Here is a 15,727-nt window from a genome sequence, read left to right on the forward strand (position 1 = left end):
AATATTATTTTCCTGTGAAATTCGGCTTTCTTTTTTCGACGAATGCTTCGACGCCTTCTTTGAAGTCTTCTGTAGTGCGAAGCAATCCATAGGCTTTTCCTTCTATTTCAATTCCTGCACTAAGCGGTGTTTCATCGGCTGCATTGAGCACTTGTTTACATACTTTTAATGCAAGCGGAGAGAAGTTTACAAGCTCTTCAACGAGTGAATCGACAGCGCTTTCTAGTTCTTCCTTTGGAACAACCTTTGTAATAAGGCCCCATTGATACGCTTCCTCAGCAGGAATTCTTCTTGCACGCATAATCATGTCTTTTGCGCGAGTTAATCCTACTGCTTTAGCCACCCTTTGTGTTCCGCCGCTTCCCGGAATCATACCAAGATTCATCTCAGGCAGTGCTAATAATGTGTCGTCTGCTGCAATTCGAAAATCACATGCCATAGCAATTTCAAAACCGACTCCAAACGTATAGCCTTGAAGCTGAGCAATGACAGGCTTTGGAGAACGTTCTGGTGCTGCAACGTTTACAGCAAGATGTGATAATTCTTCTTGATGCACTTCCAAAAATTCAGGGATATTCCCTCCTGCACTAAATGCCTTATCTCCTTCACCTTTAATAATAATGACGCGAACATCATCGTCTTTATTTAACTCATCAAAAATTTCTGGAAATTGTGAGCGAGCTAGCATGCTAATATAATTCATTTTTTCTGGACGGTCGAAAACAATTGTTGCCGTCTTTTTTTCCAGATTTTTTTCAACTCGAATGTGATCATATTGTTTTACTGCTTCCATGTTTTGGTTCCCCTTTCTTTTTTGAAAAAATTAAACGATTTTTTCACTTTCATTTATATATAGTTCAAATTCTCCCGTTTTGAGTTTACGACGGAGAATTTTCCCAACAGGGCTTTTCGGTACTTCTTGAATAAATACATATTTTCTTGGACGTTTAAAGTTTGAAAGTTTTGTATTATTTTTACAATAATCGTCAAGTTCCTGTATGGTAAGTGACGGATCTTTTGGTACGACATAGGCAGAAACAACTTGGCCCCAGCGCTCATCTTCTTCACCAATTACAGCAACTTCATGCACTTTCGGATGCTTGGCTAAAACATCTTCTACTTCAAGAGGATGTATATTTTCTCCGCCGGAAATAATCATATCATCGACACGTCCGACGACATATAAATCTCCATCCTCATCTAATTTGCCAAGGTCTCCAGTAAAATACCATCCATCCCGAATGGCTTTTTTTGTAGCATCTGGTCTATTCCAGTAGCCTTTAAAGCTTTCTGGTGATTCAATATTGACAATGATTTCTCCCAGTTCTCCTTTTTCCACTACATCCTCTGGAGTTGCATTGCCATCAGGATCTGCCTTAACAATGCGGATACTCTGATGAAATCCTGGCTTACCGGCACATCCTGGTTTTTCCTTCACATTATGGTTTATTGTAAATGTGTAAATTTCAGTGCTGCCAAAATGGTTCACAAACACTTCAGGCTTTAACATCTCAATACATTTTTCTGTTAAAGCTGTTGTCATAGAAGCGCCTGCATAACCAATTTTTTTCAACTTAGACAAATCGAAATGATGAAATTCAGCGTGATTTAATATATCGTGATATAACGTAGGTACTAAGTAAAGGCATGTAATTTCTTCACGTTCTATTAATTCCAACGCTTCCTTTGCATCAAAATCAGGCAGAATAACATATTTTCCATTTAAAAACATAATAGATAGAAGGGAGCGCATTCCCATTGTGTGATAAAGCGGCATTGTCCCTAATGTACTTTCCCCATCTTGATATTGGTTTTGGATAATATGGGCTAGCGCTGCACTATATTCATTTTTGTGCGTTCGAGGAACTCCTTTCGGTTTTCCTGTTGTTCCGGACGTATAAAGCATGAGGGCGACATCGTTATCATCTATCGTTGGCTTTTCCAAGCTGCCAGGACTTCTTTCAACAAGCTCATCATAGTAGATATCAGCTCCTTCTACTTCACCGAACCCAATAAGTATCGGTTTTTGGTGCAGATTTGCTTTCAGCACGGATTCTTGGCTTACGCTCTCGTATACGACAGCAGCAGCCTCAGCATCATTTACACAATACTCAACTTCTTTCACCGAAAGCCGAAAATTAATTGGAGTGTAAATGGCTCCAATTTTTTGCAGCGCCCAATAAATCACCGTATTTTCAAGACGATTTTTTAAAAGAATCATAACGCGGTCATGCTGTTTAATGCCGATTTTTTGAAGTGAAGCAGCGACTTTTTCCACTTCGTTATGATATTGCCTGTACGTATACCTTCTGTCTCCTTCTACAACAGCAAGTCGATTTGGATGACGCTCAACAGCAAATTCAAAAAGAGTTAAAAGGTTCATATCATCATCACCTTTCCACCCGAGCATGATTACTATTTTCTTCAACTGTTTTTTGAATTGCTTCTATAATTCCAACATAACCCGTGCATCGGCATAAATGTCCTGATAGCATTTCTTTTATTTCTTGAACGGAAGGATTCGGATTTTTTTGTAAATAGTCAGTTGCTGACATTAAGATTCCAGGTGTACAGAACCCGCACTGAAGGCCGTGACATTCAATGAAATTTTTTTGTAATGGAGTTAATTGACCGTCTTCTCCCAAACCTTCTACTGTTGTGATCTCCTGCCCATCCACTTGAACCGCAAATATAAGGCAGCTTCGAACAGCTGAACCATTTAAATGGATCGTGCAAGCACCGCACACACCATGTTCACAGCCGACATGCGTGCCAGTGAGACCGCACGTTTCTCGTAAAAAATCACTTAACAGCAATCTTGACTCAACTTGTTCTTTATACTTTTTCCCGTTGATCGTCACTTCAATTTCATGAACGCTCATTGGCTTCACCCCTCGCTCGTTCGTAGGCTGATTTCACCGTACGCACTGCCAATTTTTTCGAAAGATGTCTTCTATATTCAGCAGTTGCGTGTATATCTGACTCTGGATCTACCATTTCATCCACTATATCCTCGACTTTTTGGAGAAGGGAGTCAGATAAAACCTCTCCTTTCATCCATTCGTTTGCCCCTTCAATTAACAATGGCGTTGCTTCAACACCGCCTAATACAAGTCTTACATTTGTAATGCGATCTAAATGATCAATCGTTAATTGACAAGCAGAGGCAACGAGTGCAAAATCACCGTGACGACGAGAAATTTCATAAAATGAATATCCATTTCTTTCTTGTTCTATAGGAATGTGAATTTCCGTCAGCATCTCATTTGGCATTATGTCAGTTGTTAAATAAGTAATAAAGAAATCCTCGACGTTTACTTCTCGCACCTCTTCTTTAGAAGCAATATGAAGGGTCCCTCCGAGCGCCATCAATGAAAGAGGAATTTCAGCTGTTGGGTCAGCATGAACAAGACTTCCTCCAAATGTTCCCCGATTTCTCGTTTGAACGTGCCCAATAAAGGGAACCGCTTCACTTAGAAGCCCTAAATGCTTCTGAACTACATCTGATCTTTCAACTTCCGCCTGCCTCGTTAACGCACCAATTTTAACTTTGTCACTATCAAACTCAATAAATTGCAAATCATGAAGCTGATTAATGTCAATTAAACATTCTGGCGATGATAGTCTCATGTTCATTATTGGTACAAGACTTTGACCACCGGCAATGATTTTCCCGTCAAATCCTGCTTCTTCTAAAAGTGTTAAAGCTTCATCAACTGTTTTCGGGGAATAATAATCAAATTTTACGGGTTTCATATACTCCCCTCCTCGTTTAGTATTTTTAGAATCCTCTTTAGAGAGAGGCATTTTCCAGTTAGACTCTTTGATAACTTTTTCAGATAGTGTTGCTAACTGGCACTATCTGAAAAAGTTCCATTTTAGGGGTAGACTTTTCGTGATGCCCCTAGATAGTAGTATTAAGGATCATTGGGAGAAATCCATCAGCTATGACTACTTATAAAGTCTGTTTCTCCAGCTCTTGTTCGAGCTTCTAACCCGCAATCTTGTTCCCTCTGGCCACCAATGCTGAATGTGACAGCTTCCAGACAGCATGGATTAGAGCAAGTTCTCGTGATTGATCAACAAGTGGGCTGGGGACATCCCGAATAGTCCTTTCCACAGATCCTTACATGAAAGGGGGTATTTTCAGGAAAAGGGCAAAAATCGCTTTAAGGATGCTAAATGTAGCAAACTCCATTCAAAAGGCAGCCAGATTTTCTTATCGGTGCAGAAGACTCAATCGACCTTTTCATTTCGTCCACTCACAGTATGATCTAGCAGTTCAAAGGATTTGGAATTTCCAATTCCTTTGATTTTTGTGCTTGACTTGTATTTTCTCTATTTAAATAGATTGTTCGCTTTTCGCTAGTTCTTTATTAAACTTTTTAAAGAAGTCCTGAATGATTAATTTAGCTACACCATTTAGCATTCTTTGCCCAACCATTGCCACTTTTCCGCCAACTTCCGCTTCATACGTATAGTTCAATTCCGTCTTGTTATCGTCAATTGGAACAAGATCAACAACTCCTGCTGCTTCAACACTTCCTGGTCCGCCTTCCCCTTTTACAATGAGCTTATAATGGTTCGGTTTTTGAACATCAGCAATTTCAATGGTTGATTCATATTTTCCTTTCACAGCTGCAATTCCAATAGATACTTCCGCTTCATATTTGTTTTCATTGACAGGCTCTAATTTTTTACAGCCCATAATGCAATTTTTTAATGCCTCTGGGTCCAGCAGCACTTCCCATGCTTTTTCAATTCCTGCATTTAATGTTACGCTCCCTTTTCCGTTCATGATGAAACCTCCTGTTTTTTAGACTGATTCAAAATGTTCCATACTTTATTTGGTGTTACTGGTAATGAATCAATCGTCACACCATATGGCTTCAACGCATCATTTACTGCATTTGCAATGACAACAGGTGCACTCATTGTATTTCCTTCTCCAAGACCTTTAGCGCCTAATGGTGTAAGTGGTGACGGCGTCTCGATATGTTTGATCGTTACATTTGGTACTTCAGGCGCTGTTGGACATAAATAATCCATAAACGATCCAGTTAAAAACTGACCTTTTTCATCGTAGACGAGCTCTTCATACATGGCGCCGCCAAGCCCATGGACCAGGCCTCCCAATATTTGTCCATCGACAATAAGCGGATTTAATAGTTTTCCTGCATCGTGAACCGTGAAATAATCAAGAATGTGAATGTCACCCGTCTCTGGATCAATTTCAACTGTCACTAAATCTGCAACAAATCCATACGTAACCGATGAATTAATTAAATCCTGATCATCCGGCGGTTCAGCCTGGGCTGTATAATAGGCTGTTTCATAAATTCCAGGCTCCATCCCTTCTGGTAAAGAAAGCGGATTCCAATGGGCTGATCCAACAACCCTTTTTATAGAAATTGATTTAGATGGATCGGTTTTGGAAACAATGTTGCCTTTTTCAATTGTTAAATCTTCTTCCTTAGCTTTTAAAAAATGTGCGGCAATTTTGATAAGCTTATTTTTTACCTTATGTGCTGCGTAGTACACTGCACTTGATCCGAGTGACGCAAACCGGCTGGAATAGCTTCCAGAAGCAATGGACCATGCACTTGTTGCTGTATCAAGTTCAGCTACAACATTAATTTTTTCATGCGGAATTCCGAGAATTTCCGATACGATTTGGCTAGCGACCGTTTCATGCCCTTGTCCGGATGGTGTTGTACTAATGCGCACATTCACATTTCCCATAGGATCCATCGAAATCGTCGCCGCTTCTGAACAACCAGATTTCGGCAATCCTGCTTTTCTTTCCTCTGGAGTTAAGGCGATCGTAATGTACCCCATATTCGAACCGGATGGTTCAACGATAACAGCGAGTCCAACACCAAGAAGCTTTCCCCTCTTGCGTGCTTCAGCTTGTTTTTTTCTGAATTCATCATATTTACCGATTTTTAATAGCAGGTCAAATGCTTTTTCATAGTCGCCGCTGTCATACACTCCACCAGATGCCGTTCTGTATGGAAATTGTTCTTTTTTAATTAAATTCCGTCTGATCACTTCAGCTGGCTCTAATTTTAATTCATCTGAAATGATTTGCATGATCCGTTCAAGAGGGAAATACGTTTCTTGTCCCCCATATCCGCGTATAAGCCCTGTTGGCAATTTATTCGTCATGACGGCATACGCATCAATCATTAAGTTGGGAATATCATAGGCACCGGTTGTGTTAGCATGATTCCGGTACAGACATGCCGGCTCTGGTGCCCGGATATATGCACCAACATTGTCAATCATTTTCATTTTTAATCCGAGTATTTTTCCGTCATTTTTTACTGCTGCTTCAATATATGTGACTCGATCCGTACAGCTTGAACTAGCTGCTAAATGCTCCTGCCTGTCCTCGATCCATTTCACTGGACAGCCTACGAGACGGCTTACAACGGAACAAAGAACGATATACGGGAATATTCCTGCCTTAATTCCATAGCTGCCGCCAATATCTTTTGGTATAATAATCCGCAACCGATTGCTTGGAATTTTTAATGCACCTGCCATAATCGAATGAAGTACAAACGGCCCATGAAAGTTCGCGTGAACTGTATAACTATCAGAGCTATGATCGTATTGGGCGACAATACCATATGTTTCAACTGGTGTTGCAGAATATTTCGGAAAATGAAAACGATGCTTGATGATTTTGTCAGCCTGCTCAAAAGCCTTCTCTACATCTCCATAATGAAAAGTTCGATGATTAGCGATATTTGAACCAACATTTTCATGTAAAATAGGTGCTCCTTTTTCGAGCGCACGTTCAATATCTACAATTGGTTCAAGATTTTCATATTTCACCTTAATTTTTTCTAACGCATCCTCCGCAATATATCGGTTTTTTGCCACGACAACTGCTACTGGCTCACCTACAAAACGAACTTTATCAATAGCAATTGGATAATAGTGTACTGGAGCACTGACGCCAACACTAAAAGGATTTAATAGAGGATGTACATCCTTACCTGTTACAACACCCTTTACTCCAGGAATTTCTAAGGCTTCCGAATAATCGATAGACACAATTTTGGCATGCGGATAAGGGCTCCTTAAAATGGCCACATGACCAGTATTCGGCGGGGTACCGATGTCATCAATATATTTTCCCTGACCAGTCAATAATCTAGCATCTTCAACACGCGTCACTCTTTTCCCAATCACTTTACTCATTTAACTTACCTCCTTCCGAAGAAATCTCTCATAATTTTGTGGTGACTCAATAACTTGAGGATATTGCGATCGCAGCAAAACAAATATCATTACGAATTTTTGCCCTTTTGGCTCATCCCTTTAAAGAACTGGATGACCTTTTTAATTCGATATTTTGCTTGAACAATAAACAGGTTCCCATTTCTTTCATAGCATTGAATCACGGCACAATAACGCAACAACGGTGTCAGTCTTGTCAGATGCATTTTTTAATCTTATTTTTAGCAATGTAATCAGCCTTGATTGGTAATATCTACAAAAACCAATCGGTTTACTTATTTCATAGAAACTTCCGTTCAGAGTTAAGACAGCAGCAATACCGCTTAACTGAGGTTTTTTACTTTCATCCACGGTATTTTGGTCAATACCTTTCCAATAGATGGTATTAATAGATTGTGTTTGACCATCCACTTTGAAAAAACTGCAGCTGATATCACTCAACAAAATATGTTTTTTCACCTTTATGACTGATGTATCTTTTTTAGGAATAAGCCATTGCCGCCAGCTCTGATAATTTCTTTCCTGTTCCGCCTCTGTACACCGTCATAATTTCAGCCAAAATACTAAAGGCAATTTCTTCCGGTGTTTTCGCTCCAATATCAAGACCGATAGGACTATGAATTTGCTGAATAGAAGGATAAGCCTTCAGAGTTTGGCTGCTTTCAATTAATTGGGCAGTTCTTTTTTTCGGACCTAATAGACCAATGTAAGCCGCATTTGAATGAATGATGGATTCTAATATTTCTTGATCGTGTAAAAAATTGTGTGTCATTATAATGACATATGTGTTTTCATTAAACGAAACGTCAGGAACAGACCCTTTAGGATAAACTTGGATAAAATCAGCATCAGGAAAATTATTTTCATTGCAATAAGTAGGACGATGGTCAAGAACAGTCACAATCCATTTCAAGCTTTTCGCCATTTTGACAAGCGGAATGGCATCAGGACCTGCGCCAAAAATCTTTAAGTGTGGTGGTGGACTTAATGATTCATAATATACGTACAATTCTTTTTCACCACCTAAATAAACCATTTCATTTTTTAAATTGTTTTTCCGATCTTGATAATCATGAGCAATTTCAGAAACGGTAATAAGTGAGTCGTCATTACTTTGCAAAGGGTCTAGGATCCACATTTTTCCTTGAAGATTTTCATCTTTCGCATTCACGATCGTGACAGCGTGTAATTGTTTTTGGAGGGATTGTGAAAAATATTGATCAATCACTTCTGTCCTTTCAGGCTGCTTTTTTGGCAGATATGGTTGTAAAAAAATGTTCATTTTTCCATTACAGCCGACACCAAGTCCCCAAACAATATCCTCTTCTCCGTAAAAATCATAGTGGAGAACTGCCGGTTTTCCCGTTTCGAGCACTTTTACAGCATGTTCCACAATATCTGCTTCGACGCAGCCTCCGCTTAAAAGACCTGTTAGCTTTCGATCTTCTGATACGAAGCATTTTGCCCCTGTCTTTTGGTAGGTAGATCCTTTTGTAGAAATAATGGTTCCAATAACACCTGATAACCCTTCCTTTTTGCAGCGTTCCAATTCCTTTTTAATCGTAATCACGACTTCACCTCCTATTCTTTAAAATGAAACTGCTCCCGATACTCTCTTGGCGTCTTCCCAACCAATTTTTTAAAAGCGGTTGCAAAATAGCTTGCATTTGAAAAACCGGTATTGTTAGCGATAATTTCAATCGGAAGACTCGAAACTCTAAGCAGCGTTTTAGCTTTTTGAACTCTAACAAACGATAAATATTCCACAAATGTCATACCAACTTCTTCTTTAAACAATCGGCTGAAATAAGATGGACTTAAATATACTTGATTTGCTACTTCTTTTAGAGTAAGAGCATAGCCATAATTCATTTGAATAAACTGAATGGCACTTTCGATCGGATTTTTTAAGTCAGAGGAAAAATGACTTTTACCATTGATGGTTTGATTAATTTCTTTATTTAATCCTTGGGGCAAAATCCGCTCAAATGTATCAAGCAGTTCATTTTTGGAAAGCGGTTTCAACAAATAAGCTGAAAAACCTGAGTTGATCGCTTCCTGAACAAACTCGAACATTTTTAACTGAGTCACAACAATCACGGGCAAATCTGGATACAGTTGCAACGCTGATCTCCCTAATTTAATACCGTCTATATCTGGCAAGGAGATATCCACAATGAGTATAGTCGGTCGATTTTGCTTTAAAAGGATCATACCTCGTTGAGATGTACTTGCTTCATAAATGGAAAGAAAGCTGAATTTACTATCTTCAATAATTGACTTTAAATCCTTCCGAGCAGATTTATCATTATCAACAATTAATACATCAGCCAATTGCTCCCCTCCTTGCTTCTATATATTAGATAAAAATGTATTTTAATGGTTTAAAAATTTTGCGATTTCAATTTTAATTTTTTTCTCTTTCGAATTTTCTAAAAAAAATAAAAAACAATCAGCATTTCATCACCAAACGCCGATTGTTTATCCTCCTATATATGACATCTCAATTTTATTTTTGTTCAACATACCTTTGTTTTCTGTACGTTCAACAGAATATTGATCTTTACGATTTTGCCAAACACGTTCAATAGCCATTTTGATTTCTTCTGGACTTTTTCCTGAACGAATGAAATCCCGTAAATCAAATCCTTCGTGGGCATATAAACAAGTGTACAGCTTTCCGTCTGATGAAATACGCGCCCTCGTACAGCTTGAACAAAATGGTTCTGATACTGATGTAATAAATCCGATTTCTGAACCTGTGTCTTGATGACGATATCTCTTGGCTACCTCTCCAAAGTAGTTTTCATCAATTGGTTCAATGGAATAAACAGAACTAATCATCTTTACAATATCTTTTTTTATCAAGACATCTTTCATATTCCAGCCGTTTGTATTGCCTACATCCATAAATTCAATAAATCTTAATGGAATCCCCTTGTTTTTAAAGTATTCCGTCATCGGCAAAATTTGGTGATCATTTACTCCTTTTTGTACAACCATATTTACTTTAACCGAAAATCCGATCGATACAGCATAATCAATATTTGCCAAGACCGTTTTTGCTGATATATTTCGTCCATTTAGACGGCGAAACGTATCGTCATCAATTGCATCAAGGCTGATGTTCAATCGGCGAAGACCTGCTTCATACAATTTTGAGCCATACTTTTTTAAATACACGCCGTTTGTTGTCAAACCAATATCATGAATTCCTTCAATTTTTGAAAGCATGGCAATTAGTTTATATACATCCTTTCGAAGAAGCGGTTCGCCTCCAGTCAGCTTAATTTTCTTCACGCCAAGCTCAACAAAAATTTTCGTGAGCCGGACAATTTCTTCAAACGTCAACAAGTGATCCTTCGGAAGGAATTGATAATCATCTCCGAATATCTCTTTTGGCATACAATACGTGCACCGGAAATTGCATCGGTCGGTTACAGAAATACGCAAATCGCGCAAAGGGCGGTGCCTCTGATCCAAGACTTGGTTCTTTTTCATTTTTTATCACATTCCTTTATAAGGATTTTCAAAAATGATCGATATTATAAATGTTATCCTATCAAATTATTAAAACGGTTTCAAAAATATTGCATGAAAGGCAAAAGGACACTCCTTTTTCTTTCCTATAAAATTTTGTATAACAAAGAGGACTCCTTACAGATTATTTAGATAAAACGAAAAAATAACTACTGTTACACTTTGTCGTCAATCAGAAACAAAAACCGCCCGGTAATCCGGTTGGTCGTTTCGCATAATTTTAAAAAGCACTTCCTTTTATCAATTTAGATTCTAAGACCAGAAAGAGCTTATCAATGATTAAAAACTACAGCAAGTAAAAAAACTTGCATATTGAGGCTTGACATATTTTTATAACAACATTACAATAGATATTGTCAAAAAAACGCATTAGAAATTCATCTGTTTTGTTAATATGATTCCGTAGCTCAGCAGGGAGAGCGCCACCTTGACAGGGTGGAGGTCGCTGGTTCGAGCCCAGTCGGAATCATCATTAAAAACCTTAGTATGTCGTGGTTCTTGTGAAATACAAGAATCGCGTTTTTTTTCTCTTCTTTTTTGCCGACTTTTTGACGGCGAAACATTAAAATATCAGGTTTATTCAACAGACTATTTAACTTGTAATTTTTTAAAATGTAAATTTTGTTTACACCTTTTATATTGTTCAAATTTTCCATTTTAACAATTTTAGTTATATTCACCTTTTTTGACTGTGCAATATGTTTTAACTCTAAATAAAGTTAGGTACAGCGAGCTAATTGGCGACGAATTTGGCGACCGAATGGCGACAACAATAATTAGCAACACAATGTTTTATTTAATCTTCTTATCAATTGTTTTTAACAAATTACGTTTCTCCTTGTTTTAAAATATGCAAACTAGTTTTTTTACTTAAACTTTTTGATTCCTCCATTCAACAACAGTTGCGTTTGAAAAATTAAATTTTGGGATGACCAGATTTCAACAAAATTAAAAATGTACAGACCTTTGTCTGTTTAGGCCGATCCAAGCCTTTTGGGTCGGCTTCTTTTTTCGGCATGAAAAAATCGGATGAGACTTTAGTTCAATTAGACTAGAAAATTTAATTTTCTGTAAAAAAAATAAAATTTTCTAAATTAAATCTTGTAAATTTTTCCTACCACGCTGTATAATCAATTTGATCTATTCAGTACTCGGAGGGATTTTGATGAAATTACGTAAGCTATTGTTTTCGATAGTGTTTGCTTTTTCTTTTCTGTTGATCCCGTTTCACGAAACAACAAGCGCTCAGGCAAAAAATATGTATGTTCATTTTATTAATGTCGGACAAGGAGACGCAATTTACATAAAAGCTCCAAATGGAGAAGATATTCTCATTGATGGCGGAAATAACAATTATGGAGATGACGTTGTTAATTATTTGAAAAAGCAAAAAGTGGATGATATCGAAATAATGATTGCAACTCATCCGGACGCAGATCATATTGGCGGTCTGGACACTGTGCTATCTGCTTTTCGAGTAGAGCAAGTGTATGCGCCAAAAGTCAGCCATACGACGGAAAGCTACAAAGACTTTTTAAATGCTGTTAAGCGTGAAGGCAAAAAAATAAAGACCGCTCAAGCAAATGTTGCTTTGCCGATCAAAGGAGTTACCGCAAAATTCGTTGGGCCTGTCAAAGCATATCCAAAAAGCGACTTAAATAACTGGAGTGCTGTTTTAAAGCTTACTTACGGTAAAAAATCATTTCTTTTCACTGGCGATGCGGAACTTAAAGCAGAATCGGATATGATTAAAGCTAAACAAAATTTGCGAGCTGACGTCCTAAAAGTAGGACACCATGGTGCCAAAACATCTACAAGCACAGCGCTGTTAAACTCAGTAAAACCGACATATGCCGTCATTTCCGTCGGCAAGAACTCATACGGCCATCCTACTCAAGATGTGATCAATCGGCTGAAAACATACAAAATAAACACTTTTAGAACGGATAAACAAGGCCATATTGTTGCAACAACGAACGGCTCCAATCTTTCCTTTAATGTAAAAGCGGCATCGTCCGGTGCAGCAAGCAAACCAACTAGCTACAAATTAACAGCAAGTGTCGATAACAAAACTCCAAAGCAAAACTCAACAATAATACTGAATGTAAAAGGGCTGCCAAACGGAACAAAATATAAAGCTGTTTTTAAATACAAAAGCAAAAACACCACTTATACCGGTACTATTGGCAAGCCATTGTCGGTAAAAATCGGCCGTGCTGCAAAAGGTTATACTGTTAAAATCGATGTATCAGCCACTTATAAAAACAAAACTTATAAAGCACAAACATCTTTCACTCCTAGATAAGGTGGGACATTATGAAATTTATTATTGATCGATTTGAAAATGACATCGCAGTCTGCGAAGATGAAAACGGCAAAATAATCGAAATTTTAAAAAGCCAGTTGCCTAAAAATGCAGAAACGGGAGATGTAATTATTCAGAAAAATAACCGTTATTATGTCGATAAACAAGAAACAAGCAAACGAAGACAAGAAATTGAAGAGTTAATGGACGAATTGTTTGAAGATTAATCGTTTTTTCAATTAAGATTCCAAGCAAATATGATTGAAGTGGAAGTGTCAAATGATGCTTCCACTTCATTATTTTTTGCCGTTTTAGAATCGCGCCTATAGAGCTGATCATTCATTTTTTCCTCTATGCTTGGTTTTTATAGATTTAAATTTTCGTGTTCTATCGGATTTCATTTTGCCGTCTAGGTTGAAATGCCGCTCCATTTCCCACCTATTCGTGACATAAAGCGGTTTTTCTTAAACAACATTTTGAATTTTGCAGCATAAAAATAAATCGGCCTTCTGCAAATTAATGGATTGATTCCAACACACCCTTTCTGTCTCTCCGACATTTTATCCTGATTTTGTTCGTTCCAATGTGAATTGCTCTCCACGTTTATTCTGCGTCTCAATGATTCCGCCTGTAAGAAGACTGAATCATGTTCTAATCAATGGATCGATTCTTCCATGACAACCTGTCTTCTTTAAATGCTTTCACCCTTCACTTTTTGATCAGCTTTGTATTTCCATATATATTGAAACGCATATAATGCGATGAAAATGATGAGACCTGAAATGTCTGAAAAACGTTCTGGATAAATCAGCAACAGCCCGGCCACGACCGCGGCAATTCGTTCAATCAAATGCATTTTTCTCATCCAATATCCGATCATCCCGGCTCCAATTGCGATCATTCCGCAAAACGCCGTAAAGACTACCCATAAAATTCCAAGCCATGTCGTATCAATCATTAACATTTGCGGAGACAAAACGAAAATATACGGAATGATAAAGGCGGCGATTGCCAATTTTGAAGAGTGAATTCCCGTTCGGATCGGTTCCCCCCCTGATACACCGGCTGCGGCAAAGGCTGCAAGAGCAACTGGCGGTGTAATGTCGGCAATAATCCCGAAGTAAAACACAAATAAATGTGCAGACAGATCAGGTACCCCCAACAAAATAATCGCTGGTGCAGCAATCGTTGAGGTAATAACATAGTTCGCTGTAGTCGGCGAACCCATTCCAAGTATCAACGAAGCTATCATCGTCAGCATTAATGTCGGAATGAGATTGCCCCCGGCGATATCAAGCAGCCCGTTGGCAAGCTTCAAACCAAGCCCGGTTTTCGTCACAACGCCGACAATAATTCCGGCAGCGGCTGTTGCTGCCGCAACCCCTAACGCTGTACGGGCGCCGCCGACGAGCGCTAATACAATATCCTTAAATGTCATCCGATTCTCACGATTTAAAAATCCAGCGACAATCGAAATGACTATCGAATAAATGGCAGCATGTGTAACGGTCACTCCTGACATTAGCAAAATAATAATAACAACGATCGGGGCTAACAAATGCAGTTTTTTCAAAATTTCTTTCCGATTCGGCATTTCTTCTTTTGACAAGCCTCTTAAACCGATTCGCTTTGCTTCAAAATGAGTCATGATCCAAATCCCTGCAAAATATAGAATAGCCGGAATAGCTGCCGCTTTGGCAATGTCCCAATACGTAATGCCGTTCCCGATAAATTCAACCATTAAAAACGCAGCTGCTCCCATAACCGGCGGCATTAACTGACCGCCTGTAGATGAAGAAGCCTCCACCGCTCCTGCAAAATCTTTGTTATAACCAAGCTTTTTCATCATCGGGATGGTAAACGCGCCGGATGTGACGACATTGGCAACTGAACTTCCGCTGATCGTTCCTTGAAGGGCACTGGAAAAAATAGCTACTTTTGCAGGACCGCCAATTCTGCGCCCTGCAACGGCAACGGCCAAATCATTAAAATATTGACCGATCCCTGTTCTGATTAAAAAGGAGCCGAAAAGGAGAAACAAAAAGATGAAGGTTGATGACACGCCGAGCGGAGTTCCTAAAATCCCTTCGGTTGTAAAGAACATAGTTTGAACAATTCGTTCAGCGCTAAGTCCGCTATGCTGGAGAAAATTAGGCATGCTAGGACCAAAATAGGCATACGCCAAGAAAAGCAGCGCGATGATCGTAATCGGCAGCCCAACAGCCCTCCTTGTCGCCTCTAAAACTAGTAAAATAGCTAAAATTCCGATATAAAAATCCATATCTGTTAATACTCCGACGCGCATTACAATGTCATCAATGAACAGCGGCCAATATGCTCCAACGCCAATGCTTAAAAGCGCAAGGATGATATCATACCAAGCCACTTGAAATTTATATTCTTTCCTCTTTTTTCGATTAGCCGGAAACAAAAGAAAAATCAAAGCAAGCGCAAAACCGAGATGGACAGAGCGCTGGATTTGCGCTGTAAAAACACCGAAAATTGATGTATACAACTGAAACAGCGAAAATGCCAATAATCCGGCAAATGCGATGCCGCCCAACACGCCTTTTAGTTTCCTCGTTCCTGCTTCAGGATCATATTTTTCCATCAGCATTTGCTGCTCTTCTT

At 38.7% G+C, this 15,727-nt stretch carries 12 protein-coding genes, 1 tRNA gene and 1 pseudogene; 3 read left to right on the forward strand and 11 right to left on the reverse strand.

The window, feature by feature from the left end:
• Window positions 1–4 precede the first annotated feature (4 nt).
• The 10 genes from NSQ94_RS13390 to moaA all read right to left on the reverse strand — a co-directional run bounded on the left by NSQ94_RS13390 (window position 5) and on the right by moaA (window position 10,752).
• The gene (locus NSQ94_RS13390; RefSeq protein WP_339229383.1) at window positions 5–793 is read right to left on the reverse strand and encodes an enoyl-CoA hydratase-related protein; all 789 of its coding nucleotides are present in this window, start codon (window positions 791–793) and stop codon (window positions 5–7) included.
• A 30-nt stretch (window positions 794–823) separates the two neighbouring features.
• Entirely contained in the window at window positions 824–2,383 is a 1,560-nt protein-coding gene (locus NSQ94_RS13395; RefSeq protein WP_339229385.1) for an AMP-binding protein, read from the reverse strand.
• Between the two features lie 7 nt (window positions 2,384–2,390).
• Window positions 2,391–2,882 (reverse strand): (2Fe-2S)-binding protein, encoded by a 492-nt coding sequence (locus NSQ94_RS13400; RefSeq protein ID WP_063387539.1) that lies wholly within the window; start codon window positions 2,880–2,882, stop codon window positions 2,391–2,393.
• The gene (locus NSQ94_RS13405) at window positions 2,869–3,756 is read right to left on the reverse strand and encodes a xanthine dehydrogenase family protein subunit M (RefSeq protein ID WP_066248256.1); all 888 of its coding nucleotides are present in this window, start codon (window positions 3,754–3,756) and stop codon (window positions 2,869–2,871) included. The genes NSQ94_RS13400 and NSQ94_RS13405 overlap by 14 nt, the downstream gene beginning before the upstream one ends.
• A 586-nt stretch (window positions 3,757–4,342) precedes the next feature.
• On the reverse strand, window positions 4,343–4,798 hold the full coding sequence (locus NSQ94_RS13410) for a carbon monoxide dehydrogenase subunit G (RefSeq protein WP_144596576.1): 456 nt from the start codon (window positions 4,796–4,798) through the stop codon (window positions 4,343–4,345).
• Complete coding sequence (locus NSQ94_RS13415; RefSeq protein ID WP_130157993.1) at window positions 4,795–7,212, reverse strand: xanthine dehydrogenase family protein molybdopterin-binding subunit; 2,418 nt, start codon at window positions 7,210–7,212, stop codon at window positions 4,795–4,797. The genes NSQ94_RS13410 and NSQ94_RS13415 overlap by 4 nt, the downstream gene beginning before the upstream one ends.
• A gap of 186 nt (window positions 7,213–7,398) precedes the next feature.
• Entirely contained in the window at window positions 7,399–7,692 is a 294-nt protein-coding gene (locus NSQ94_RS13420) for a hypothetical protein (protein ID WP_339229387.1), read from the reverse strand.
• Window positions 7,693–7,732: 40 nt separating this feature from the next.
• Window positions 7,733–8,821 (reverse strand): XdhC/CoxI family protein, encoded by a 1,089-nt coding sequence (locus NSQ94_RS13425; protein ID WP_339229389.1) that lies wholly within the window; start codon window positions 8,819–8,821, stop codon window positions 7,733–7,735.
• A gap of 11 nt (window positions 8,822–8,832) precedes the next feature.
• Window positions 8,833–9,585 (reverse strand): helix-turn-helix domain-containing protein, encoded by a 753-nt coding sequence (locus NSQ94_RS13430; RefSeq protein WP_063387533.1) that lies wholly within the window; start codon window positions 9,583–9,585, stop codon window positions 8,833–8,835.
• 147 nt (window positions 9,586–9,732) lie between these two features.
• Entirely contained in the window at window positions 9,733–10,752 is a 1,020-nt protein-coding gene (gene moaA / locus NSQ94_RS13435; protein ID WP_117017496.1) for a GTP 3',8-cyclase MoaA, read from the reverse strand.
• Between the two features lie 435 nt (window positions 10,753–11,187).
• Between moaA and NSQ94_RS13440 the strand changes: the two genes are divergently transcribed.
• The 3 genes and pseudogenes from NSQ94_RS13440 (at window position 11,188) to NSQ94_RS13450 (ending at window position 13,323) form a co-directional block, all read left to right on the forward strand.
• A tRNA-Val gene (locus NSQ94_RS13440) sits at window positions 11,188–11,260 on the forward strand.
• Window positions 11,261–11,956: 696 nt separating this feature from the next.
• Window positions 11,957–12,784: pseudogene (locus NSQ94_RS13445) on the forward strand (ComEC/Rec2 family competence protein); the annotation flags it as partial.
• Window positions 12,785–13,107: 323 nt separating this feature from the next.
• Window positions 13,108–13,323 carry a DUF3006 domain-containing protein gene (locus NSQ94_RS13450; RefSeq protein WP_094245372.1) on the forward strand — a complete coding sequence of 72 codons (216 nt, stop codon included), beginning with the start codon at window positions 13,108–13,110 and terminating at the stop codon, window positions 13,321–13,323.
• A 464-nt stretch (window positions 13,324–13,787) separates the two neighbouring features.
• On the opposite strand, the gene NSQ94_RS13455 is transcribed toward NSQ94_RS13450, so the two are convergent.
• On the reverse strand, window positions 13,788–15,713 hold the full coding sequence (locus NSQ94_RS13455) for a TRAP transporter permease (RefSeq protein WP_339230747.1): 1,926 nt from the start codon (window positions 15,711–15,713) through the stop codon (window positions 13,788–13,790).
• Window positions 15,714–15,727 lie beyond the last annotated feature (14 nt).

Origin of the sequence: Aeribacillus sp. FSL K6-2833 (assembly GCF_037965815.1) — a bacterium.
In the GTDB taxonomy this organism is placed as follows: Bacteria; Bacillota; Bacilli; order Bacillales; family Aeribacillaceae; genus Aeribacillus; species Aeribacillus composti.